Consider the following 22,536-nt stretch of genomic DNA (forward strand, 5'->3'; position numbering starts at 1 on the left):
GGCTTCCTCCTGAAAATAGCATTATTCCTGTTTGCTTTACAGCTAAAGAAAATTAACTAGCAACTTGAGTTAATTAAGAAAACTTTACGTTCAATTGCCAATAAAACAAAAAATTCGTTGAACTATCAACGAATTTTTTGTTTTATATTTGTTACATGACTATTGTTACAATTAAAAAAGTAAGTAGGCGAACAACTCTTTCGAGAAACGTTGTAGCTAAGGTAATGGCTAGAGCCGTTGCTATTCATGGTAAGCCAAAGTCAGCCGTAGTTAGAGTTAAGAATATATCTTTAGCTAATCCTAAAAAGCAAACAGTTTAATCTGTGTTTTAAGATTTTCATGACGGTACACGAATCCTACAACGATAATATTTTCATTAATTGTCCTTTTGATAACGACTATAAGTCGTTTTTTGACGGCATTGTTTTCACAATCATTCGTTGTGGATTTATTCCTAGATGTGCCTTTGAGCATGATGATGCCTCAGTAAATAGAATAGATAAGTTGTACAAATTAATTGAAGAATGCAAATATGGTATTCATGATATTTCTCATGTAGCCTTAGATGTAGATAGTGGTTATCCACGCTTTAATATGCCTTTTGAATTGGGGTTATTTCTAGGTGCAAAACGCTTCGGAAATAATGAACAAAAGCGTAAAAACATTTTGATTTTCGAGAATAAAAAATTTTCTTCAAAAATATACTTGTCAGATTTAAATGGTATTGATCCTAAATCTCACAACAACAATATCAATAAACTAATAGACCAAATAAGAAATTGGTTAGTCTTATCAGGTAGAAAGTTACCAGGGCCGCTAGTGATTCAAAAAGAGTTTGCTGTTTTTACTGAAAAAATTTTACCAGAAATCGCAAAACTAGAAGGACTGCAACTAGATAATCTAGCATTTAAAGACTACTGTCTTTTTGTAGAAGAATGGCTGTCTTCACATAATCAATAGTACGCCCATGAAGATAATAGCAATGATACCTGCACGTTATGGTGCTACACGTTTTCCTGCAAAATTGATGCAGCCATTAGGCAACAAAACGGTGATACGTCATACACACGATAACACGTTTGCTACAGGCTTATTTGATGATGTAATTGTAGTAACAGATAGCGAAGTGATTTACGATGAAATTGTAAACAATGGCGGCAAAGCAGTAATGAGTAAAGCGCAGCACGAAAGTGGTAGCGACAGAATAGCCGAAGCTGCTAAGTTTATGGATGTAGATGTAATTGTAAATGTGCAAGGCGATGAACCTTTTGTAAAAAAAGAACCGCTGGAAAAATTGTTGCAAGTATTTGAAGACGATGCTGAAGGTAAGGTGCAAGTAGCTTCGCTAATGCAGGTGTTAAAAGATGAACAGCTTATTGCAGACCCAAATTATGTAAAAGTAGCGGTGGACAAAAACATGAACGCCATGATGTTTAGTCGCTCTGTAATTCCTTATCAGCGAGATAAAAATGTAACGCCTACTTACTATGAACATATAGGTGTGTATGCTTTTAGAAAAGATGCCTTGCTCACCTTTACTCAATGGGATATTACACCTATGGAAGCAGCAGAAAAAATAGAATGCTTGCGCTATTTAGAAAATGGCGTAACATTAAAAATGGTGGTTACAGATTATATGGGTGTAGAAATAGATACCCCTGAAGACTTAGAAAAAGCAGCTAAACTATTGTAAAAGAATTTATCAATTTACTGAGCCAATTTTTGCTATTCGAGTAATTGCTAAAAAATGGTTCAATTATTAAAATTCGTGTAATTCGTGTAATTGCTTCAAATTCGTGTAATAATTAAAGGATATGCAGTTTAGAAATTTTAAGATGGTAAGCTACGTGGTGTACGGTAGAGGTAGCTTTAATCAGTTAGACGAGATATTAACGCCGCAGCGCAAGGCCGATGCGCCAATAATTTTTTTTGTTGACCATTTTTTTGAAGGCAAGGCTTTACCCAATCGCATACCATTGCGTGGTAAGGATAAAATAATATTTGTTGATGTTACCTACGAACCTAAAACCACACAGGTTGATGCATTAGCACAACAGCTAAAAGCTGAGTTTGGTACCGTAAGTGGTATCATTGGCATTGGTGGCGGTAGTACCATGGATTTAGCAAAAGCGGTAAGCTTAATGATGACCAATCCTGGTTCTAGTGCCGATTACCAAGGTTGGGATTTGGTGAAATTTCCTGGTGTGTACAAAGCCGGTATTCCTACATTAAGTGGTACTGGTGCAGAAGTGTCTAGAACTACGGTACTTACAGGCCCTACACGTAAGCTTGGTATGAACAGCGATTTTACGCCATTCGATCAAATTGTACTTGACCCAGAATTAACCAAAGATGCCCCAGCCAATCAGCGTTTTTACACTGGCATGGATTGCTATATTCACTGTATAGAAAGCCTTGAGGGTAATTTTATTAATGAGTTTAGTAAAAGCTATGGCGAGAAAGCATTGCAGCTTTGCCAAGATATTTTCTTAGGTAACCAAACGTGGACAGACGAGCACGACGATAAATTAATGATGGCATCTTATGCAGGCGGTATGAGCATTGCTTATTCGCAAGTAGGTGTGGCGCATGCAGTAAGCTATGGCCTAAGCTATTTATTAGGCACCAAGCATGGTATTGGTAACTGTATTGTTATGAACCACATTGAAGAGTTTTATCCAAAAGGTGTAGCTGAGTTTAAGCAAATGGTAGCTGATAACGATATTTTCATTCCTGAAGGTATTTGTAAGGGCTTGTCCGACGAACAGTTTGATGCCATGATAAACGTAAGCCTAGGCATGAAACCACTATGGGAAAACGCACTTGGCAAAAACTGGGAGCAAATAATGACCCGTGAAAAGCTAAGAGCATTGTACGAAAAATTATAAATCTTCAATAATAGTAACGCCGCATTTGCGGCGTTTTTTATTAGTTGTTGAACACAAGCAGTAGTTTAAATCTCAGCATTTGTCCCGCTTTGCACTGCAAGCCTGTGCTGACACACGGAAGCATCCGCACTTACAGGGCTTTCCGTTGCAATCGGGTGTAGATTAGCAACAGTAGATACTTTTATCAGCAAAAAGAGCGAACACAAAAACTTAGCAAAAAAATACTAAAATAATTAGTGTTGATAACTAAATTCTATTACTTTTGTTCCATTATTACATTTGATAGATAAAATTTACGACCAATGAGCAATGTAGAAAAGCTGAAAGCCTTGAAGCTTACAATGGATAAAATAGACAAAGACTATGGTAAGGGCAGTGTGATGATGATGAACGAGAAAAGCAGAGAACCAATGGAAGTAGTTTCTACAGGTTCTATTGGCTTAGATGCTGCGTTAGGTGTAGGTGGTATTCCTAGAGGTAGAATAGTTGAAATTTATGGTCCAGAAAGTAGTGGTAAAACTACCTTGGCTACACATATTATTGCTGAGGCACAAAAGCTTGGTGGTATGTGTGCTATTATAGATGCTGAGCATGCTTTTGATAGTGCTTATGCACAAAAACTAGGTGTAGACGTAGACAATCTTTTAATATCTCAACCAGATTATGGTGAGCAAGCATTAGAAATCGCCGACCGTTTAATATTATCTGGTGCTTTAGATGTAGTAGTTATTGACTCTGTAGCAGCTTTAGTACCTAAAAGCGAACTTGAAGGTGAAATGGGCGATAGTAAAATGGGCTTACATGCTCGTTTAATGAGCCAAGCTTTGCGTAAGTTGACAGCTACTATTAATAAAACCAATACCATTTGCATTTTCATTAACCAGTTGCGTGAAAAAATTGGTGTTATGTTTGGTAACCCAGAAACGACAACCGGTGGTAACGCTTTAAAATTCTATGCGTCAGTTCGTTTAGATATTAGACGTTCAGCACAAATTAAAGATGGTGACGAGGCAATAGGTAACCACGTAAAAGTAAAAGTGGTAAAAAACAAAGTGGCGCCACCATTTAGAGCTACTGAGTTTGATATCATTTTTGGTGAAGGTATTAGCAAAGTAGGTGAGATTATTGATATGGGTGTAGAACTTGGCATTGTTAATAAAAGTGGTAGCTGGTTTAGCTACGAAGGCAATAAATTGGGCCAAGGTCGTGATTCTGTAAAAGGGTTAATGAGAGATAATCCTGAATTAGCTAACGAAATTGAAGCAAAAATTAGAGCAAAAATTGCTGAAAATGTAGGCGGTGGTATTGTAATAAAAGAAGAAGAATAAATAAATTCGGTATACGGATTAGTAAGTAGAACAGCCATCTCTTGTAAAAGAGGTGGCTTGTTTTTTATGGTAATGCAACTAACGCTGTTTGTTAAATTTAGCCGTCTATTTCTTTTTAAAAGCTAAAACATGCAGGATTGTTATATTTGGCAACTTGAAAAGCGCGATACATATTTTGTAATTAATATAATAATGACCCCTGTGGGTCTTGGGTATGAAACAATTTATATCAGTTAAAGATGTTGACAACATCAACAGTATTGTAGAAAAGGCATTGGCATACAAAGCCAATCCATTGATAGATAAAGCATTAGGTGCAGATAAACGTATAGGCTTACTGTTTTTAAATCCAAGTTTACGTACAAGATTAAGTACACAAGTGGCAGCCAAAAACCTTGGCATGGAAGCAATTGTCTTTAATGTAGATAAAGAAGGTTGGGCATTAGAATTTGAAGAAGGTGCCATCATGAGTGGTAACACCGTTGAGCACATAAAAGATGCTGCACCAATCATGGGTAAATACTTTGATATTCTTGCCATAAGAACTTTTCCTGGCTTACAAAACAGAGAAGACGATTACAGTGAAATGTACATTAGCCAGTTTATTAAATATGCAGGTGTACCAGTTGTAAGTTTAGAAAGTGCTACGCTGCATCCATTACAAAGTTTAACAGATGTAATTACTATACAAGAAGATTTAAATAATAAAGCCGCCTCTACCAATAAGAAACCTAAAGTTGTATTGACTTGGGCGCCACATGTAAAGGCTTTGCCACAATGTGTAGCCAATAGCTTTGCAGAATGGATGACTGCTTGGGGTGAAGTAGATTTTGTAATTGCACATCCTGAGGATTATGAACTAGCAGAGAAATTTACAGCAGGTGCAACCATTACACACAATCAAGATGAAGCATTAAAAGATGCAGACTATGTGTATGTAAAAAACTGGAGCACTTATAACGACTATGGTAAAGTGTATGAAAACGATCCTAAATGGATGATGACCAATGAAAAACTGGCACTTACGAATAACGCCAAAGTAATGCACTGCTTACCTGTAAGACGTAATGTAGAATTGAGTGACGAAATTTTGGACGGACCAAATAGTTTGGTTACACAAGAAGCAGGCAATAGAGTTTGGGCAGCCCAAGCAGTATTATCAGAAATATTGAAGCGTTTGTAATGGAGAAATTATATGTCATAAAGATTGGCGGAAATATTATTGACGATGATCAAAAATTAGCAGCTTTTCTAAAAGATTTTGCAGCTGTTAAAGGCTTGAAAGTCTTGGTTCATGGTGGTGGAAAGCTAGCTACTAAAATGGCGGCACAACTTGGTATAGAACAACAAATGGTTGATGGCAGAAGAATTACAGATGCTGAAACCTTGAAAATTGTAACCATGGTGTATGCTGGCTTGATTAATAAAAACATCGTAGCGCAATTGCAAGGCAATGGGTGTAATGCTTTAGGCTTGTGCGGTGCAGATGGTAATATTATACAATCTCACAAAAGAGGTTCTAACTCCCCTTTAGGGGTTGGGGGCATCGATTATGGTTTTGTAGGTGATGTAGATGCTGTAAATACAAGTTTGTTGCAGAGTTTATTAGCGCAGCAAATAGCTATTGTGTTGGCACCAATTACACATGATGCAAAAGGCCTTTTATTAAACACCAATGCAGATACCATTGCACAAGAAACAGCAAAAGCACTAAGCAGTGTTTACGATGTAGAGCTGATATACAGTTTTGAGAAAGCAGGTGTATTGCTTGATGTAAATGATGATGCTTCTGTTGTATCAACTTTAACGCCCACTTACTACCAAGAATTGAAAGAGCAGCAACTAATTTTTGAAGGCATGATACCAAAGCTTGACAATGCTTTTGCAGCTATTAATAGCGGTGTAAGCAAAGTAATAATTGGTAAAGCGGAACAATTACAAGAACTTATTAATGGCAGTAGTGGCACCGCTATTGTTAACGCATAAAAATATATTCATTACCTTCAAATACAACAATGACAAGTATTACAGCAGATGCAATTGATTTACTAAAACAGTTAATTGCAACGCCATCTTTTAGCAAAGAAGAAAACGATACAGCAGAAATCTTGTGTACTTTCTTTCAAAATCACGGTATTCCTTTTGCTCGTGTGGGCAATAATATTTATGCTAAAAACAAGCATTACGATGTAAACAAAGAAAGCATTTTGCTTAACTCGCACCACGATACTGTAAAGCCCAATAAAGGCTATACCATCGATCCATTTTTCCCACTAGAAAAAGATGGTAAAATATTTGGCCTTGGTAGTAACGATGCGGGCGGTTGTTTGGTAAGTTTAATAGCTACGTTCTTACATTTTTACCACGAAGAAAACTTGTTGTATAATGTAGTATTTGCAGCAAGTGCTGAGGAAGAAATTAGTGGTGTAAATGGTATTGAATTGGTATTACCATATTTAGGTAATATTAACTTTGGTATTGTAGGCGAACCCACCAAACTAGAAATGGCGGTAGCTGAACGTGGCTTGATGGTGATAGATTGTACTGCAGAAGGAAGAGCTGGTCATGCTGCACGTAAAGAAGGCGAAAGTGCTTTGTATAAAGCTGTTGATGATATTAACTGGATACGCAATTATAAATTTGAAAAAGTAAGCAGCCTTTTAGGTGAAAGTATGTTGACTGTAACTGTAATTGAAACAGAAAACAAACAACACAATGTTGTACCTGCACAATGCAAGTTTGTGATTGATGTGCGTGTAAACGAGCTATACACTTTTGATGAGATTTTGAGTGAATTGCAAAAGAATTTGAAGAGCAAGTTCAAACCACGTACTACAAGAATGAAATCAACATCTATAGCGTTGGACCATCCACTAGTAAAAGCGGGTATTGCTTTGGGTAAAGGTTATTACGGCTCACCTACAACTAGCGACAAAGCATTGATGCCTTTTGCTACGTTAAAAATGGGTCCTGGTGATAGTGCAAGAAGCCACACAGCAGACGAATACATTTATATAGCAGAAATTGAAGACGGTGTAGCAACGTATATTAAGCTGCTTGATCAAATAATTAGGTAGTTACTAGTTACATAGCAATATGAACGTACAAGTGTGCGACGCAACAACTGCTAAATAGTAGTACAAAAGCTGGTTACCCAAAAAGAAATTTTAAACATGAAACTCTGGCAAAAAGACATAGCCTCGTTACAAGAAGTAGAAACATTTACGGTAGGCAAAGACCGTGAAATGGACTTATTGCTAGCGCCATACGATGTGCTTGGAAATATTGCACACGCTGAAATGCTTGCTACTATTGGTTTGCTAACTATTGAAGAGAAAGATATTTTGGTAAAAGAACTGCAAAGCATTTTTCCAAGTACGCAAGATGCAAGTTTTAAAATACAAGAAGGCGTTGAAGATGTACATTCACAAATAGAGTTTCTGTTAACTGAAAAATTGGGTGAAGTAGGTAAAAAAATTCACTCTGCAAGAAGTAGAAATGACCAAGTTTTAGTGGATTTAAAACTGTTTTTGCGTAGCGAAATAGAAACATTAGTAAATACTATTGTTCCTTTTTTTGAATTGCTACAACAGCAAAGTGAAACCTTTAAAAACGATTTATTACCTGGCTATACGCATTTGCAACTGGCCATGCCATCATCATTTGGTTTGTGGTTTGGTGCTTATGCAGAAGGCTTGGTAGACGATCTGATAACGTTGCAATCTGCCTACAAAATAGTTAATAAAAATCCATTAGGTTCAGCGGCAGGTTATGGTTCTTCTTTCCCAATCAATAGAACATTAACGGCACAATTGTTAGGTTTTGAAAATCTGAATTACAATGTGGTGTACGCACAAATGGGTCGTGGAAAAGCCGAACGTATAACAGCGCAAGCATTGGCAAATGTGGCCGATACATTGGCAAGGTTAAGTATGGATATGTGTTTGTATTTAAACCAAAACTTTGACTTTGTGTCTTTTCCTGCTGAGCTTACAACTGGTAGCAGCATTATGCCGCATAAGAAAAACCCGGATGTATTTGAGTTAATTCGTAGCCATTGTAACCGCATAAAAGCATTGCCAAACGAAATAACCATGATGACTACGAATTTGCCAAGTGGTTATCACCGTGACTTACAATTGCTAAAAGAACATTTATTTCCTGCATTTAAAACCTTGAAAGATTGTATTGCAATGGCAACTTTAATGTTGAGCAATATCACTGTTAAGCAAAACATTGTAGCCGATGCGAAATATCAATACATTTTTAGCGTTGAAGAAGTAAATAAACTAGTGTTGCAAGGTGTACCATTTAGAGATGCTTATAAGCAAATTGGTCGTGGTATTGAGGCTGGAAAATTTGAATATTCAACCGAAGTAAATCATACGCATGAAGGTTCAATAGGTAATTTGTGTACCAAAGAAATTAAAGCCATGATGGACGAAACGCTTTGTACATTTGGTTTTGAGAAAGTGCATGAGGCCATTAACAAATTAGTCAATTATTAAAAAACACATACAACAATTACAATGAAAAAAGTTGCGATTATTTTTACATTAACAGCTGCTGTCATTACTGTAAATGCTCAAGTAAAAAAGCCTGCTGCAAAGCCTACCACCACAGCTAAGCCCGCTGCTGTAGTAAATCCATTAAAAAACAATACCGATAGTGCTAGCTATGCATTAGGTGCTCGTATTGCTCAGAACATTAAAGCACAAGGTTTTGATGGTATCAATCAATTGATATTTCAAAAGGCAATGAACGATGTGTTTAAAGGTAATAAACTAGTGATTGTAGAGGAAGGTTTAGATGCTTGCATAGGTACTTATCAGCAAAAAGCACAGTCTGCAAAATCTGCTGTAGCTAAGGCCGCTGGTAAAAAGTTTTTAGATGCTAATGGCAAACGTGCAGGTGTTGTTACATTACCTAGCGGTTTGCAATACGAAGTGGTAAAAGCTGGTACAGATACTACTAAACCTAAAATGGGTGATAAAGTAAAATGTCACTACCACGGTACTTTAATAGATGGTAAAGTGTTTGATAGCTCAGTAGATAGAGGCGAGCCAATTGTATTTCCTGTGGCTGGCGTAATTAAAGGCTGGACAGAAGCTTTACAATTAATGACCGTAGGTAGCAAATGGAAATTATACATCCCTTCAGAATTAGCTTATGGTGACCAACAAGCAGGCCCTGCAATTGCACCTGGTTCTACCTTAATTTTTGATGTTGAATTGATCAGCATCGAGAAATAATCTCTTTACAAAACGTATAGTAAGCCACTGTTCTTAAAGAATGGTGGCTTTTTTTGTTGACCAACTTTTGTACTACTATTTAGCGTCTGTTGTGTCACTCACTTGTACGTTCTGTTCTTTCTTCAGCTTTTAGCGTAGCGTATATTTTTAGCCCATTATCAACTTTACAAACAACCATACAAAAGGTGTAGCAAGTAGTAGAGAATCAAAACGATCTAAAAAACCACCATGACCAGGCATTATTTGGACACTATCTTTTACACCTGCCATTCGTTTGTTTAATTTCCTCAAATTTAGTGTTTAACATAGGGGTTGAATGTATTCGATTTGTGTTTTTAGTTAATATTAAAAAAGCAACTATAATAAACATTATTTTCTTTAAAGTAAATTTTGCCCAGACTATTATTTTACATATTTGCAGTACAATGTATAGATATTAAAATAATTAAATTGTATATAAGAGCGTAGTGATAAAATTTGAGCGAGAAATGTCTGTATTTAAATGCTTTTACCAAAACTAATTAAAATATATTTTATTTCAACTCAACCCATTCGCTTACATTATTATTAGTATCTACCGCAGCTACAAACAACCTATTATCGGCTGGCGCCATAGATTTTGTTCTGTCAAATGTGGTGCTTGTGGTGGTGGTTAAATATAGCAATGTGGCTAGGTTCATTTTTACATCTACCAATGTAGGTAATGCAAAAAATGCCAGCCCCTTAATGTTTTCGGTGCCTTTGTAGGCAATGTTAAACGTGGTTTTGTTTACAGCACTTACCAATGGTTTTGCAGGTGGTACACTATCTAACCAAGGCATGGGCGGTATAATGGCTGGTAATGCATAATAGTTTTGGCGCAAACTATCGTTCCAGCCGTTGGCATTGGTTTCAAAATTTTTACTGCTAAAATACACGCTACCTTGTGTGGTGCTGTATTGCCTTAGCGCTTGTATTTGTTTCGGTATTTCGTTTTTATCTTTCCAAGCAGCATTGGTATTTACCCTATAAATACCATGACCAATGTACAAATGCTTGCCATACGTATGTTCGTTCCACCAAGCTAGTAAGGTATCGTAGTCGCACAGTTTATGTCCTCTTTCCCAATACAATTGTGGTACTACATAATCTATCCAGCCCTCTTTTAGCCACAATAAAATATCTGCGTAAAGGTCATCAAAATTCGTTTGGCCTGCTTTGGTATTACTGCCTATTGGGTCTTGGCTTTTATTGCGCCACACACCAAAGGGGCTAATGCCAAATTTTACATGCGGATTTGCATTACGAATGGTAAGGTACAATTGCTTGATAATGCTATCACAATTGCTTCTGCGCCAGTCTTCTTTATTCAACTTGCTACCACTTTGCTCGTAAGTTTTTTGGTCAGGAAATTCTTTGCCAGTAATGCGATATGGGTAAAAATAGTCGTCCATATGAATACCGTCAAGCTCGTAACGTGTAACCAAGTCTTTTACAATTGTGCTTACATGGTTTCTTACTTCTTGCAAGCCAGGATTAAAAAACTTGGTAGTGCCATAGGTTAAAAACCATTCAGGATGTATTTTGGTAATGTGTGATGGTGCAATAGATGATTTTGTGACATTAAACACCGCTCTGTAAGGGTTTAACCATGCATGAAATTCCATACCACGTTTATGCGTTTCGGTAATCATAAACGCAAGCGGATCGTAAAATGGTGTAGGTGGCAAACCTTGCTTACCCATTAAATATTCGCTCCAAGGTTCGTATTGCGATGGGTAAAAAGCATCGCCAGCGGGGCGAATTTGCATGAAAATAGCATTCATGCCATTGCGTTGGTGCATATCTAGCACATGAATAAATTCTGCTTTTTGATCATCAACAGATAAGCCTTTTTTACTTGGCCAATCAATATTTTCTACCGTAGCAATCCACACACCACGAAACTCAAAATTGGTTTGTGCTTGTGCGGTACTTGTAAATAAAATAATACCGATAACGAGTAAGAAAAAGGATTTATTCATGTGGCAAAGGTAGCCAAGTGGCCAACAGAAATAAGGCTTGTGGATGTTTTAAGTATGAGCGGCTGATAATCCACAGCAATGCAACACACACATTAAGTGTAATGAAATCGACATTGTAAAATATGTAAACGACCCTCTTTAAGTATGTACACCAAACGATGTTCGTCTGTAATTCTTCTGCTCCAGCAGCCCGCATAGTTACCTTTTAGTGGTTCGGGTTTTCCAATGCCTTTAAAAGGTGAGCGTAATGTGTCTTTTATTAGATCATTGATTCTAAATAAAACCTTTTTGTCTTGCTCTTGCCAGTATAGATAATCCTCCCATGCATTTGTTTGCCAAACTAGTTCCATAATTATTTATGTATTAGTTCGTTGACAACAAAATGTCCATTTTCCATTTCAGCAATAGCATCATCTAAACGTTTTCTATTTGCTACAGTTTTAGTGAGATGCAGTGTTTCTTGTATGGCATTGTATTCTTCTAACGCCATTACCACTACATTTTTTCCTTTACTTCTAGAAACAATTACAATTTCTGCATCATCTGTAACCTTATTAAGGCTTTTGGTGAGTGATTTTCTAAACTCGGTATAGTTTAATACTTCCATATTTTTTAATTAAGTACTTATTTAAGTACAAAATAAGTGTATTAAAAGATATTTTGAAGAAAAAATTATCCTCTTGCTTTATCTAGCAATTCGTTGAGTTGTTTGGCTTCAGCAGGTGTAAGATTTGAGATAATATTATCTAATTTATTAGCGCTAGCGTCTAATTCTGCTAATAATGCCAATCCTTTTTCAGTAATGGTTACATCTACCAAGCGCTTATCAAACTTGCAAGATTTTTTCTCAAGCAATCCTTTTTTAAGCAAACGTTCTACCAATCTGCTCGTGTCGCTCATTTTATCTAACATGCGCTCACGAATTTGTAACGTGCTTAATGGGCTTTCGCCACGTAAAATGCGTAAGATGTTATATTGTTGGGTGGTAATGTCAGCAGGTTCTAATAGGGTTTTAAATTGCTGTTGCAAAAAGTTGCAGGTATAAATGATATTAATGGTAGCTTTTTGGTACTCGTTTCTAAATTTATGCTGATTAATATCTTGTTCAAGGCCCATGCTGTAGAAATAATTTAGAGATTGGTGGATATATTACGCATCAAGGTTTACGATACTTGTTTCTCGAATGTTTTTTTTACATGATGAATAGTAGAAACAAAAATAGTTTGTGATGGCATTATTTTGTAAACAATTACAAATGGAAAAATGTCAACGCTTGCCTCTCTAAAGCCTTTTCTATATTTTTCACTATTTGCTTCTGGTAAGTGGCAAATGTCATCAAGTTTGTGTTTAACAGCTTCAATAAATCGTTCACCTAATCCTTGGCTTTTATTTTCGTACCATTCGTAGGCATTGGAAAAATCATATTGAACGAGTTTGTGAAATCGTACCGAATAACTCATTTTAACGCTTGCTTATGTTGATACTGTTGCCTTGCACCATTTACCAATTGCTCAAAACTAAGCGCATCAGTAGGGTTGGTTTCAAAGTCTGTTAATCGTTCTGCTAATTCTAACTCCAACATTTCTGTAGCAATGTCTTCTTCAACCAATGTATAAATGGCAGCTAATTTTTTTTCATCTGCAATGTCAATATAGTGATGCAATTTTTCTTTTAAATTATTATCCAACATACACAGTATTTTATCTTAAAGGTATAAAAAATTGGCCAATAAATTAATCTTCCCAAACCGTTAAACCCTCGCTGCAATTGCTACAAATATCAATGTTTTTGCGGCTTGTCATTAGTTCTCGTCTAAACTGCTTGTAATTATCGTTTTGCCAAATGGCTTTAAAACTTTGACCTTTTAAATTGCCCAATTGGTGCGTGGCGTCTTTATCAAAGCAGCAAGGCACCACCAAGCCATCCCAAGTAATTACATTGGCATGCCAAAGCTTCCAACATTGGTTTTGCAAGCCACTTTTGCTTACCACTTTGCCGTTTTTGTCTGTTTTGTAGCGGCTATATTTATCAATCGTTGGTATTAATTGGTTGGGGTCATTTTCAAAATCGTACACCTGAGCGGTTTTAAAACGCACCTGATCTACACCTATTTCTTTTGCCAATTGTTTTACTTCCTCTATTTGGTGTTCATTTGGCTTTACCACTAAAAATTGAAAAAATACAAAAGGGGTTTTGCTGTTGAGTTCTTTTTTCCATTTTACAATGTTTTTAGCACCTTCAAGTACCTTGTCTAACTTGCCACCCACACGGTACGATTGGTAAACATCCTGTGTGGTACCATCGATAGAAATAATCAGTCTATCAAGCCCACTTTCTACCGTTTTTTTAGCTTTTTCATCGGTTAAATAATGCGCATTGGTAGACGTTGCAGTGTAAATACCTTTATCGTGGGCGTACTTTACCATGTCTAAAAAATCAGGATTTAGGTACGGCTCACCTTGAAAATAGAAAGTTAAATAGAGCAATTCTTTGTAAATATCATCAATGGTTTCTCTAAAAAAGTCCTTTTGCAACATGCCTGTTGGGCGGCTAAATTCTCGCAAACCACTAGGGCATTCTGGGCAGCGCAAGTTGCAACTAGTTGTAGGTTCAAAAGAAATAGATACAGGAAAACCCCATTGAATAGGCTTTTTTAGCAGTTTACTTAGCTGATAGCTTGCCAATACCTTGTACAAATTCCATGCACGACGTACCGTGAATTTTGAGTAATAATTAAGCGTATCTGTTAAATTGAAATAAGCCATAGATGGCTGTAAAAATAAGCCGCTTGGTTGTAAGTTAGTAGCTAACTTTCGTTTATCGAAACCAAAATACGCGTAATACTGTTAATGCTGTAACGAGAGGTTTATATTTGCCGTCTTTATAAATAATAGCAAATGATAGGTTACAACAGATTTGTGTTAGATAATGGCTTGCGTGTATTGGTGCATGAAGATACAAGCACACCTATGGCAGTGGTAAATGTGATGTACGATGTAGGCGCAAAAGATGAAAACCCTAACAAAACAGGCTTTGCACATTTGTTTGAGCACCTAATGTTTGGCGGCAGCATTAACATAAAAGACTATGATGAACCCTTGCAACGTGCAGGCGGTGAAAACAATGCCTATACGACTAACGACTTGACGAACTATTATTGTAGCATGCCAAAGGAAAATATAGAAACGGCATTTTGGCTAGAAAGTGATAGAATGTTAAGCCTTGCTTTTAGTAAAAAAAGCTTAGAAGTACAGCGAAAAGTAGTTTGTGAAGAATTTAAAGAGCATTACATAAACAAGCCCTATGGTGACGTTTGGTTTAAAATGCGTGAATTAGCTTACAAAGTGCATCCTTATAAATGGATGACCATAGGTAAAGAACTAAGCCACGTAGAAAATGCAACAATAGACGATGTAAAAGACTTTTTCTTTAAGCATTACCGCCCTATAAATGCAATATTGGTAGTAGCAGGAAATGTAACCACAGAAGAAGTGAAACGCTTAGCCGATAAATGGTTTGGGCCAATACCAATGGGCGAAAAATACCAAAGAAACTTACCACAAGAACCCAAACAAACCGAAGCAAGATTTTTAGAACATTATGCCGAAGTGCCGTTAGATGCATTTGTAAAAACATGGCATATTGATTCTAGAATGAACAAAGGTTATTACGTGGCCGATTTAATAACTGAAGTACTTGGCGGTGGCGGTTCGTCTCGTTTATACCAAAAATTAGTAAAAGAACAACAATTATTTTCTAACCTAGATTGCTATCATTTTGGTAGCATAGAAGGTGGTTTGCTAGCCATAGAAGGTAAGCTTGTAAAAGGCGTAAAACTTGAAGATGCCAACAAAGCAGTAAACGAGGAAATAGACAAAATGAAAAGCACTTTGGTAGACGACAACGAGCTACAAAAAGTAAAAAACAAAACCGAAAGCGTTATTGCATTTGAAGATATGAGCGTAATGAGCCGTGCAACTAGCTTGGCTAATTACGAATTGCTTGGTGATGCTAACTTAATGAACACAGAACTAGATAAATACCAAGCTATTACTGTTCAAGATATTAAGGCTTACAGCCAAACTATTTTTGACGATAATAACAGCAATACATTGCACTATCACAGTAAAAATTAATGGATGATTAATAGAAAAATAGCCCCACAAATATTTGATGCAGTTGATTTTAACTTGCAGCTAAAGCCGTACACGAAATTTACATTGGATAATGGTGTAGAGGTGTATAGTATAGATGCTGGTGCACAAGAAGTGGTAATGGTAGAATGTGTTTTTTTTGCAGGTAACTGCTACGAAGACAAAAACATTGTAGCAGCCACTACCAACTTTATGCTTAAAAATGGTACTACCACTAAAAAAGCATTTGCTATAAACGAGCATTTTGATTTTTATGGTGCGTACTTAAACAGAAGTTGCCACAACGAAACGGCTACATTTACGCTGCATACCTTAAGCAAACATTTGCCTAATTTGTTACCAGAAATGGCTGAAATGTTGACCGAAAGTATTTTTCCAGAGGAAGAGCTAGCCATTTACAAGCAAAACCAAAAGCAACGCTTAGAAGTTAATTTAAAAAAGTGCGACTTTGTAGCTAATCGCTTGATAGATGAGTATGTATTTGGTTTTCATCATCCTTATGGTAGATACACTTCACCAGCAGATTATGATAGCATACAACGTGATGAGTTGGTAGCTTTTTACAAACAGTTTTATACGCATGGTAAATGCATCATGTTTGTTGCTGGTAAATTGCCAAGCGATATTGCTACACAGTTAAACAATGTGTTTGGCAAACTGCCATTTAACCAACAAAATATCGTTTTACCAAAGGTTGAAGCGATAGCTGCTGAGCAAAAGAAATACCACATTATTAACGATGAAAGTGGTGTGCAAGGAGCGATAAGAATGGCTCGTCCTTTTCCAAATCGTCACCACCCTGATTTTCCAAAAGTGCAGGTGCTGAACAATATTTTCGGTGGCTTTTTTGGCTCAAGATTAATGAGCAATATTCGTGAAGACAAAGGCTACACTTATGGTATTCACTCGTATTTGCAAAACTTGATACAGCAAACTGCTTGGATGATTAGTACAGAAGCAGGCCGTGATGTGTGTGCGGCTACATTAGAGGAAGTGTATAAAGAAATGGCTCGCCTGAGAGATGAAAAAATAGCCGATGAAGAAATAGACCTTGTGCGAAACTACATGATGGGTGGGCTTTTGGGTGCCTTAGATGGTCCTTTTCAAATTATTTCTCGCTGGAAAAGTTATATACTAAACGACCTTGATGATGCGTACTTTTATAACAGTATTAATACCATAAGAACCGTTACAGCTGACGAATTGCAAGCTCTAGCTAAGCAATACTTGCAGCCAGAAGATTTTTATGAGTTAGTAGTGATTTAAAAACGCAATGTTATGATTCGTTTCTTTCTTAAAACAATGGTTACAGCGGTGGCTGTATTAATTGCTTCTTATGTACTAGATAGTGTAAATGTAGATAGTACGTTAACAGCTATTTTGGTAGCCATTGTTTTAGGATTATTAAACAGTTTTATCAAGCCTATTTTGATTGTTTTAACCATACCAATAACCATAGTTACACTAGACTTATTTTTATTGGTAATTATTAATGTTTTAATTGTAAAATGGGCTTCTGAAATTGTGCCAAATTTTACGGTTGATGGTTGGTGGTCAGCATTGCTTTTTAGCATTATCGTATCGGTTGTAACATCAATTATTGATGGGCTTACAAAATCGCAATACGAAGATGAAACTAATAATTAAGGCACTACAATACCATCTACTTCATTATCCCAATTGGCTTTAAAATTAAACTTCTGTTTTAGCAAATACACCACTTCAGGCTGTAGCTTTTTACCATAATTACCGCTATCCCAAATACCATTTTTATTGGTGTCAAATAATATGCGAATCTCGTATTCACCTGGCTTGTAAAGCTTTCTATAGAACTCTTTGGTGGTAAGCACTACAGATTCGGTAACCTTATCGCTTTGCACAAATTGTAATATAGGATGTTTACCTAAATCTAACTGACCAAAACGCAATTTTACACTACCATATTCAGCTTCTTTTTTAGTAAAAAATCTTATGGTATCGCTTTTAGAGATGGTAACATTGTTGCTGTCTGCCATGGCTTCTTTTAAAACAAGCAGGTTAAAAGCCATGTCTTCTTTCCAATTGTTGTATACTATTTGTACTACTTTTTTAGTCGTATCTAATGTTACTTTATAATTAGCTAAGGGCTTATTTAAAGTATCACAAAGCAATATTTTACTACTATCAAATTTAGTGAGTGGTTTGGTAAATGTTAGCTCAATATTATTGCGTAGCAGATCTTGCAAATTACCTTCTAAACTGTTGCTGTAACGCAATCTTTTATCTTCTTTTACAGCCGTAGGTTTGGTAGAAATACCTGTGCCAAATCTAGCGCCAAAACTGCCAACACCTTCTTTATTGTGCTTTTCTTCGTAGGTATAAAAAGCAGCAGATGGTGTGGTATCGCTGATGGTGATTGGTGCATTTAAAAATGCAAAAGGCTTGGTACTATCTTCAAACTTTTTAGAATAATTATTCGGCATTAGAAAAGCAGCATAAGTACCATGTTCTACATTTTTAAACTTAAAAGCACCCTTGCCATCAAGCTTGGTATAATAGCGTGGTTTTTCTTTAAAAATAGCTGTATCACTCAAGTTTCTGTGTAACACCACTATCAAACTGCTATCAATTTTTCCCGTTTCGGCCGAAATTACTTTACCGCTAAAACTACCATTGGCAATGGTTTTACCTGTAGAAAAAACATAGGTGAAGTTTTTAGCTGCATTACCCTCGTTTACATCTTTAATAGCATCGCCAAAATTGAGGCTGTAAGTAGTGTTAGGTTCAAGTGTGTCTTTAAATTTTACAATCACACTTCTAAGCTTGTAATCAACCGTGGGTATAGATTTTGTAATTGGCGATACCACCAAATTCTCTTGAATACTTTTTACATCTACAAATTCATCAAAGTTGAGTGTAATGCTTTTTGCAACCACATTCGTTGCCGAATCTTTTGGTGAAGCGTTTATTAATCGTGGTGGCAATGTATCTCTTGGCCCACCACTTGGTGGTATAATATTGGCGCAGCCACTCATTGTCTGAACCGTGATTTGTAAGATTATAACAATTGATAAGAAAAATGTAACTTGTTTTTTCATTGTGTAAATGTGACTAGCTGCAAACTTAGTTGCTTATATGTTTTGGTAATCCTAATAATCTTTTAAATAGTTATAGACAGAACTAAAAACAATTTAAAAATTAGTTTTTCACAATTTGATTTTTTATAAAAATCCCTATTAGATTTGTAACCATTGTGTAAGGTTAATATATCTGGTTATGAAAGAATATTTATCATTGTCTGAAACGTCAGAACTTCTTGGAAAAAGTAAAGAAACTTTGAGAAGATGGGATAAGGAAGGAAAATTATCAGCGATGAGAGAGCCAATTAGTAATTACCGTGTGTATCGTAAAGCCGAGGTTCAAACATTATTTTCTGACTTCATTTCTGATGATAAAGGCATAATTTCTAATCAAGTAAAGCCTGATAAAGATTACACTGTTTTAGAATTATTTGCAGGTGCAGGTGGGTTGGCAGTTGGTTTAGAAAAAGCTGGATTAAAGTGTGTAGCGCTTAACGAGATTGATAAATGGGCGTGTCAAACATTAAGGAATAATAGGCCTCACTGGAAAGTTTTAGAGGGCGATATTAAGTCCTTTGATTTTTCAGATTATCACAATAAAGTAGACGTAGTTACTGGCGGATTTCCTTGTCAGGCATTTAGTTATGCTGGTAAGAAATTAGGATTAGCAGATGCAAGAGGAACATTATTTTATGAATTTGCAAGAGTTGTAAAAGAAGTAAATCCACCAATTTGTATTGGTGAAAATGTAAGAGGCTTGTTAAGTCATGAAGGCGGAAAAACGTTACAAGGCATGATGTCTATATTAGACGAAATTGGTTACAGTGTTGTACCTGTGCAGGTGTTAAAAGCTATCAATTATAAAGTTCCACAAAAAAGAGAGCGTTTAATACTTGTTGGGATTAGAAAAGATATTAACCTAAAGTATGAATATCCAAAGCCACATAAGAAAATCTATAACCTAAAAGATGCATTGAAAAAAGGGGAATTATTTGATTCAAATGTTCCAAAATCCGAAGGTGCAAAATATCCAAAAAGCAAAATCGAGGTATTGGATTTAGTGCCTCAAAAAGGTTACTGGCGTGATTTACCAGTGGATATTCAGAAAAAATTTATGGGTGGAAGTTTTTATTTAGGTGGGGGCAAAACTGGTATTGCACGAAGAATTGGCTGGTATGAACCATGTTTGACTATTATGTGTAGCCCGGCGCAAAAACAAACAGAAAGATGTCACCCAGAAGAAACTAGACCCTTTACGGTACGTGAAAATGCTCGAATACAAACATTTCCTGATGACTGGAAATTCGCTGGTTCTATAGCACAGCAATATAAACAGATTGGCAATGCAGTACCTGTTAATTTGAGTTGTGAAGTTGGTTATTCGATTGTTAAATTTTTGAACGAATATTACAGAATCAAGGATAAAATCAAAAGAAAAACAGAATGTTATGGATAAACAAGAACGAATTGCATTTGCAATAAAAGAAGTTGTTACAAGAATGATGGATAGAGTTATGGACAATGTTTTAGTAAACGACCCTTTTATAAAAGAAAAACACCATTCAGCAAAGCCTCTTTATGCAGCACTAGTTCCAGATGAAATATTTAAAGGTTCACATTTTGAAAGAAGATTTGTCACGCCTTTTGGTAGCGTATGGGAACGTTTAGCGCAAGTTGTAGCTATAGAATCACATGGTAACTGTTCCATGGGGCATACGATTCATGGAATCATTGGAAGTGAAAGTTTAAGGCGGATTCAAGAAGTGCTAAATAAATTAGAACACAATAAAAAAGGTGATGATAAAATCAAACCCGATTGGAAAAAAGAGCTCGAATATATATTAGCTGGTAGCGGTGACCCCATTCCTGTAACTGTAACGTGTGATATTTTTATTCATAATCCTGTAACTAATACAAAATATGCTTTTGAATTAAAAGGACCATTGCCTAATAGTGACCAAACAAAAGTTAGTAAAGAGAAAATGTTTAAGTTGTTGGCAATGAATCCGAAACAAGTTGATTACGCCTACTATGCTTTGCCATATAATCCTTATGGTAAGAAAGAAGAGTATGTTTGGGGATTTCCAATGAGGTGGTTTAATATGCAATCCGATGAGTCTGTTTTAATTGGAAATGAGTTTTGGGATTTAATAGGCGGTGTAGGTACTTACTTTAATTTTATAAAAGAAGTGAATTCCTTGGGGAAAGAATATAGAGAACGAATTTATAAAGAATTCTTACAAATAGAACCTCCTTTGAATTCTGCAGATGATTTACTTAAATAAACGAAAATGATGAATAATAAAAATGTGTTCTCATTTATTGATCTTTTTGCCGGTATAGGTGGTTTTAGGTTAGCACTTAACAATGTGGGGGGTGTCTGTGTAAATTTTAGTGAAATTAATAAGGATGCTATAGATACTTATTGTATCAATTTTAGCGAGGATTCTAAACATAATTTGGGCGACATTACAAAAATTAAAAACCTTCCTACTCACGATTTACTTGTAGGTGGCGTGCCGTGTCAAAGTTGGTCTATAGCAGGTAAAAATTTAGGTTTTGATGACGATAGAGGTCAATTATGGAATGATACTATTTATTTACTTAATAAGTCAAAACCAAAGGCATTTATTTTTGAAAACGTAAAAGGATTGGTTGACCCTCGAAATAAAGAGGCTCTATCATACATATTAAATCGAATTAAACAAGCAGGATATTTTGCTGATTATTACGTTTTAAACTCTTACGATTATGGTGTTCCACAGAATAGAGTTAGAATATATATTGTTGGGTTTTTAGAGGAAGAGTTTGCCTTAAATTTTTCAATCCCCAATCCGATGATAAATAAAAAAAAGCTAGGCGACATTTTGAATAAAGAAAATAATGCGTTAAACAAAAATCAATCTTTTTGTCAAAAGGATTTATTTGGTAATGTGGTTTCGCAAAAAAGTATGAGCTTATCCAACAATAATGGATTTAATGACTATTTTCTATTTAACGATTTGAGAAACGGTCATTCAACAATTCACTCTTGGGATATTTTAAACACTACCGAAAAGCAAAAAAACATTTGTTATACATTACTTAAGAATAGAAGAAAAAAAGTTTATGGTAAACTAGATGGCAATCCTCTATCGTTATATCATTTTCAAGCACTTGATTCAACAATAACTCAAAAAGACATAACCGAATTAATAAAGCTTAATATTTTAAAAGAGGAAAAATATTCTTTTGACATTAAAACGTTCAATGCCGAAACTATAAGTGATGCTGAAAATGCATTACTACAATGTAGCATCAATAATCAATTTGTTGTTGACACTTTAAAAACAAATAGAACGATAAAAATTAAAAAAATTGATATTCAAAAAACTATAAAATCTTTAGAAGAAAAAAAGATTATTGTTTGTAAAGAATCAAGATATGATTTCAAAAACACTAAAATAAGTACAGGTTTATTTGGTGTTAACAGAATTTTTTTACCAAGTTCAAATATATTTCCAACACTTGTAGCTAGTGATTCTAATGATTATATTACATTAAACGAAGTAAAAGCAGAAAATGAAGTTCAATATAAAGCAAAGTTTATTGAAGAAATTTATAAAAAAGAAGGCTACCGAAAAATCACTAAAACTGAAGCCTGCTTAATTCAAGGCTTTCCAGAAAATTATATTTTACCAGAATCTAGAGCAAGGTGGATGAAGTTATTAGGCAATAGTGTTTCAGTTCCAGTTATAGAAATGTTAGCTAATGCAATTTTGAAAACAGGTGTTTTCGATAAACACAATGCGATTAGTCAATACAACTTAAACAGAGAAGGCCTTGCCGTGCACTAGTATAATCACTTAAATC

At 35.6% G+C, this 22,536-nt stretch carries 25 protein-coding genes; 16 read left to right on the top strand and 9 right to left on the bottom strand.

The features are described 5' to 3' along the window. The first annotated feature begins 155 nt into the window (after positions 1-155). The 10 genes from ACT9TX_RS07565 to bamJ all read left to right on the top strand — a co-directional run bounded on the left by ACT9TX_RS07565 (position 156) and on the right by bamJ (position 9,468). Positions 156-320 carry a hypothetical protein gene (locus tag ACT9TX_RS07565; protein ID WP_481337663.1) on the top strand — a complete coding sequence of 55 codons (165 nt, stop codon included), beginning with the start codon at positions 156-158 and terminating at the stop codon, positions 318-320. A 19-nt stretch (positions 321-339) separates the two neighbouring features. Next, entirely contained in the window at positions 340-960 is a 621-nt protein-coding gene (locus tag ACT9TX_RS07570; protein ID WP_481337664.1) for a hypothetical protein, read from the top strand. 7 nt (positions 961-967) lie between these two features. Further along, positions 968-1,693, top strand: coding sequence for a 3-deoxy-manno-octulosonate cytidylyltransferase (gene kdsB, locus ACT9TX_RS07575; RefSeq protein ID WP_481337665.1), 726 nt, complete (start codon positions 968-970; stop codon positions 1,691-1,693). A gap of 121 nt (positions 1,694-1,814) precedes the next feature. Then, on the top strand, positions 1,815-2,888 hold the full coding sequence (locus ACT9TX_RS07580; protein ID WP_481337666.1) for an iron-containing alcohol dehydrogenase family protein: 1,074 nt from the start codon (positions 1,815-1,817) through the stop codon (positions 2,886-2,888). A gap of 302 nt (positions 2,889-3,190) precedes the next feature. Next, positions 3,191-4,216, top strand: a complete 1,026-nt coding sequence (gene recA, locus ACT9TX_RS07585) for a recombinase RecA (RefSeq protein ID WP_481337667.1) — start codon at positions 3,191-3,193, stop codon at positions 4,214-4,216. Positions 4,217-4,430: 214 nt separating this feature from the next. Further along, positions 4,431-5,399: an N-acetylornithine carbamoyltransferase gene (locus ACT9TX_RS07590; RefSeq protein ID WP_481337668.1), complete on the top strand. Its 969-nt coding sequence runs from the start codon at positions 4,431-4,433 to the stop codon at positions 5,397-5,399. Then, positions 5,399-6,202 (top strand): acetylglutamate kinase, encoded by an 804-nt coding sequence (argB, locus tag ACT9TX_RS07595; protein ID WP_481337669.1) that lies wholly within the window; start codon positions 5,399-5,401, stop codon positions 6,200-6,202. Before ACT9TX_RS07590 ends, argB begins: the two co-directional genes overlap by 1 nt. A gap of 29 nt (positions 6,203-6,231) precedes the next feature. Next, positions 6,232-7,293 (top strand): M20 family metallo-hydrolase, encoded by a 1,062-nt coding sequence (locus ACT9TX_RS07600; RefSeq protein WP_481337670.1) that lies wholly within the window; start codon positions 6,232-6,234, stop codon positions 7,291-7,293. Positions 7,294-7,389: 96 nt separating this feature from the next. Continuing rightward, positions 7,390-8,724 carry an argininosuccinate lyase gene (argH, locus tag ACT9TX_RS07605; RefSeq protein WP_481337671.1) on the top strand — a complete coding sequence of 445 codons (1,335 nt, stop codon included), beginning with the start codon at positions 7,390-7,392 and terminating at the stop codon, positions 8,722-8,724. Positions 8,725-8,745: 21 nt separating this feature from the next. After that, positions 8,746-9,468, top strand: coding sequence for a BamJ family beta-barrel-assembly machinery protein (bamJ, locus tag ACT9TX_RS07610; protein ID WP_481337672.1), 723 nt, complete (start codon positions 8,746-8,748; stop codon positions 9,466-9,468). Between the two features lie 147 nt (positions 9,469-9,615). Here the strand turns inward: bamJ and ACT9TX_RS07615 are convergent, their stop codons facing one another. The 8 genes from ACT9TX_RS07615 to ACT9TX_RS07650 all read right to left on the bottom strand — a co-directional run bounded on the left by ACT9TX_RS07615 (position 9,616) and on the right by ACT9TX_RS07650 (position 14,236). Continuing rightward, positions 9,616-9,738 carry a phosphatidate cytidylyltransferase gene (locus tag ACT9TX_RS07615; RefSeq protein WP_481337673.1) on the bottom strand — a complete coding sequence of 41 codons (123 nt, stop codon included), beginning with the start codon at positions 9,736-9,738 and terminating at the stop codon, positions 9,616-9,618. A gap of 263 nt (positions 9,739-10,001) precedes the next feature. Next, positions 10,002-11,471, bottom strand: a complete 1,470-nt coding sequence (locus tag ACT9TX_RS07620; protein ID WP_481337674.1) for a glycoside hydrolase family 10-like protein — start codon at positions 11,469-11,471, stop codon at positions 10,002-10,004. Positions 11,472-11,563: 92 nt separating this feature from the next. Then, a complete protein-coding gene (locus ACT9TX_RS07625) occupies positions 11,564-11,821 on the bottom strand; it encodes a Txe/YoeB family addiction module toxin (protein ID WP_481337675.1) in 258 nt (85 codons plus the stop codon). A 2-nt stretch (positions 11,822-11,823) separates the two neighbouring features. Beyond that, on the bottom strand, positions 11,824-12,078 hold the full coding sequence (locus ACT9TX_RS07630) for a type II toxin-antitoxin system Phd/YefM family antitoxin (protein WP_481337676.1): 255 nt from the start codon (positions 12,076-12,078) through the stop codon (positions 11,824-11,826). A 65-nt stretch (positions 12,079-12,143) separates the two neighbouring features. After that, positions 12,144-12,587, bottom strand: a complete 444-nt coding sequence (locus tag ACT9TX_RS07635; RefSeq protein ID WP_481337677.1) for a MarR family winged helix-turn-helix transcriptional regulator — start codon at positions 12,585-12,587, stop codon at positions 12,144-12,146. 47 nt (positions 12,588-12,634) lie between these two features. Continuing rightward, the gene (locus ACT9TX_RS07640; protein WP_481337678.1) at positions 12,635-12,931 is read right to left on the bottom strand and encodes a type II toxin-antitoxin system RelE/ParE family toxin; all 297 of its coding nucleotides are present in this window, start codon (positions 12,929-12,931) and stop codon (positions 12,635-12,637) included. Further along, positions 12,928-13,161 (bottom strand): hypothetical protein, encoded by a 234-nt coding sequence (locus ACT9TX_RS07645; RefSeq protein ID WP_481337679.1) that lies wholly within the window; start codon positions 13,159-13,161, stop codon positions 12,928-12,930. The genes ACT9TX_RS07640 and ACT9TX_RS07645 overlap by 4 nt, the downstream gene beginning before the upstream one ends. Positions 13,162-13,204: 43 nt before the next feature. Further along, positions 13,205-14,236: a radical SAM/SPASM domain-containing protein gene (locus ACT9TX_RS07650; protein WP_481337680.1), complete on the bottom strand. Its 1,032-nt coding sequence runs from the start codon at positions 14,234-14,236 to the stop codon at positions 13,205-13,207. A gap of 132 nt (positions 14,237-14,368) precedes the next feature. Here ACT9TX_RS07650 and ACT9TX_RS07655 point away from each other — a divergent pair, with 132 nt between their 5' ends. Genes ACT9TX_RS07655 through ACT9TX_RS07665 form a run of 3 tightly spaced genes read left to right on the top strand, consistent with a single transcriptional unit; the run spans position 14,369 to position 17,272 of the window. Continuing rightward, the gene (locus tag ACT9TX_RS07655) at positions 14,369-15,607 is read left to right on the top strand and encodes a M16 family metallopeptidase (RefSeq protein ID WP_481337681.1); all 1,239 of its coding nucleotides are present in this window, start codon (positions 14,369-14,371) and stop codon (positions 15,605-15,607) included. 3 nt (positions 15,608-15,610) lie between these two features. Then, positions 15,611-16,891 (top strand): M16 family metallopeptidase, encoded by a 1,281-nt coding sequence (locus tag ACT9TX_RS07660; RefSeq protein ID WP_481337682.1) that lies wholly within the window; start codon positions 15,611-15,613, stop codon positions 16,889-16,891. 12 nt (positions 16,892-16,903) lie between these two features. Beyond that, on the top strand, positions 16,904-17,272 hold the full coding sequence (locus ACT9TX_RS07665; RefSeq protein WP_481337683.1) for a phage holin family protein: 369 nt from the start codon (positions 16,904-16,906) through the stop codon (positions 17,270-17,272). On the opposite strand, the gene ACT9TX_RS07670 is transcribed toward ACT9TX_RS07665, so the two are convergent. After that, on the bottom strand, positions 17,269-18,702 hold the full coding sequence (locus ACT9TX_RS07670; protein WP_481337684.1) for an Ig-like domain-containing domain: 1,434 nt from the start codon (positions 18,700-18,702) through the stop codon (positions 17,269-17,271). The genes ACT9TX_RS07665 and ACT9TX_RS07670 overlap by 4 nt on opposite strands. A gap of 178 nt (positions 18,703-18,880) precedes the next feature. Here ACT9TX_RS07670 and dcm point away from each other — a divergent pair, with 178 nt between their 5' ends. The 3 genes from dcm to ACT9TX_RS07685 are packed head-to-tail and all read left to right on the top strand — an operon-like array spanning position 18,881 to position 22,520. Continuing rightward, positions 18,881-20,140: a DNA (cytosine-5-)-methyltransferase gene (dcm, locus tag ACT9TX_RS07675; protein WP_481337685.1), complete on the top strand. Its 1,260-nt coding sequence runs from the start codon at positions 18,881-18,883 to the stop codon at positions 20,138-20,140. Beyond that, positions 20,133-20,969 carry a TdeIII family type II restriction endonuclease gene (locus tag ACT9TX_RS07680; RefSeq protein WP_481337686.1) on the top strand — a complete coding sequence of 279 codons (837 nt, stop codon included), beginning with the start codon at positions 20,133-20,135 and terminating at the stop codon, positions 20,967-20,969. The genes dcm and ACT9TX_RS07680 overlap by 8 nt, the downstream gene beginning before the upstream one ends. A gap of 6 nt (positions 20,970-20,975) precedes the next feature. Beyond that, the gene (locus ACT9TX_RS07685) at positions 20,976-22,520 is read left to right on the top strand and encodes a DNA cytosine methyltransferase (RefSeq protein WP_481337687.1); all 1,545 of its coding nucleotides are present in this window, start codon (positions 20,976-20,978) and stop codon (positions 22,518-22,520) included. Positions 22,521-22,536: the final 16 nt, after the last annotated feature.

This window comes from Parasediminibacterium sp. HNIBRBA5674 (assembly GCF_056745525.1).

Excerpts from the sequence above, each read along its gene's own strand:
- ACT9TX_RS07565 (WP_481337663.1), top strand. The coding sequence starts at position 156 with ATGACTATTGTTACAATTAAAAAAGTAAGTAGGCGAACAACTCTTTCG.
- ACT9TX_RS07570 (WP_481337664.1), top strand. The coding sequence starts at position 340 with ATGACGGTACACGAATCCTACAACGATAATATTTTCATTAATTGTCCT.
- kdsB (WP_481337665.1), top strand. The coding sequence starts at position 968 with ATGAAGATAATAGCAATGATACCTGCACGTTATGGTGCTACACGTTTT.
- ACT9TX_RS07580 (WP_481337666.1), top strand. The coding sequence starts at position 1,815 with ATGCAGTTTAGAAATTTTAAGATGGTAAGCTACGTGGTGTACGGTAGA.
- recA (WP_481337667.1), top strand. The coding sequence starts at position 3,191 with ATGAGCAATGTAGAAAAGCTGAAAGCCTTGAAGCTTACAATGGATAAA.
- ACT9TX_RS07590 (WP_481337668.1), top strand. The coding sequence starts at position 4,431 with ATGAAACAATTTATATCAGTTAAAGATGTTGACAACATCAACAGTATT.
- argB (WP_481337669.1), top strand. The coding sequence starts at position 5,399 with ATGGAGAAATTATATGTCATAAAGATTGGCGGAAATATTATTGACGAT.
- ACT9TX_RS07600 (WP_481337670.1), top strand. The coding sequence starts at position 6,232 with ATGACAAGTATTACAGCAGATGCAATTGATTTACTAAAACAGTTAATT.
- argH (WP_481337671.1), top strand. The coding sequence starts at position 7,390 with ATGAAACTCTGGCAAAAAGACATAGCCTCGTTACAAGAAGTAGAAACA.
- bamJ (WP_481337672.1), top strand. The coding sequence starts at position 8,746 with ATGAAAAAAGTTGCGATTATTTTTACATTAACAGCTGCTGTCATTACT.
- ACT9TX_RS07615 (WP_481337673.1), bottom strand. The coding sequence starts at position 9,738 with ATGGCAGGTGTAAAAGATAGTGTCCAAATAATGCCTGGTCATGGTGGT.
- ACT9TX_RS07620 (WP_481337674.1), bottom strand. The coding sequence starts at position 11,471 with ATGAATAAATCCTTTTTCTTACTCGTTATCGGTATTATTTTATTTACA.
- ACT9TX_RS07625 (WP_481337675.1), bottom strand. The coding sequence starts at position 11,821 with ATGGAACTAGTTTGGCAAACAAATGCATGGGAGGATTATCTATACTGG.
- ACT9TX_RS07630 (WP_481337676.1), bottom strand. The coding sequence starts at position 12,078 with ATGGAAGTATTAAACTATACCGAGTTTAGAAAATCACTCACCAAAAGC.
- ACT9TX_RS07635 (WP_481337677.1), bottom strand. The coding sequence starts at position 12,587 with ATGGGCCTTGAACAAGATATTAATCAGCATAAATTTAGAAACGAGTAC.
- ACT9TX_RS07640 (WP_481337678.1), bottom strand. The coding sequence starts at position 12,931 with ATGAGTTATTCGGTACGATTTCACAAACTCGTTCAATATGATTTTTCC.
- ACT9TX_RS07645 (WP_481337679.1), bottom strand. The coding sequence starts at position 13,161 with ATGTTGGATAATAATTTAAAAGAAAAATTGCATCACTATATTGACATT.
- ACT9TX_RS07650 (WP_481337680.1), bottom strand. The coding sequence starts at position 14,236 with ATGGCTTATTTCAATTTAACAGATACGCTTAATTATTACTCAAAATTC.
- ACT9TX_RS07655 (WP_481337681.1), top strand. The coding sequence starts at position 14,369 with ATGATAGGTTACAACAGATTTGTGTTAGATAATGGCTTGCGTGTATTG.
- ACT9TX_RS07660 (WP_481337682.1), top strand. The coding sequence starts at position 15,611 with ATGATTAATAGAAAAATAGCCCCACAAATATTTGATGCAGTTGATTTT.
- ACT9TX_RS07665 (WP_481337683.1), top strand. The coding sequence starts at position 16,904 with ATGATTCGTTTCTTTCTTAAAACAATGGTTACAGCGGTGGCTGTATTA.
- ACT9TX_RS07670 (WP_481337684.1), bottom strand. The coding sequence starts at position 18,702 with ATGAAAAAACAAGTTACATTTTTCTTATCAATTGTTATAATCTTACAA.
- dcm (WP_481337685.1), top strand. The coding sequence starts at position 18,881 with ATGAAAGAATATTTATCATTGTCTGAAACGTCAGAACTTCTTGGAAAA.
- ACT9TX_RS07680 (WP_481337686.1), top strand. The coding sequence starts at position 20,133 with ATGGATAAACAAGAACGAATTGCATTTGCAATAAAAGAAGTTGTTACA.
- ACT9TX_RS07685 (WP_481337687.1), top strand. The coding sequence starts at position 20,976 with ATGATGAATAATAAAAATGTGTTCTCATTTATTGATCTTTTTGCCGGT.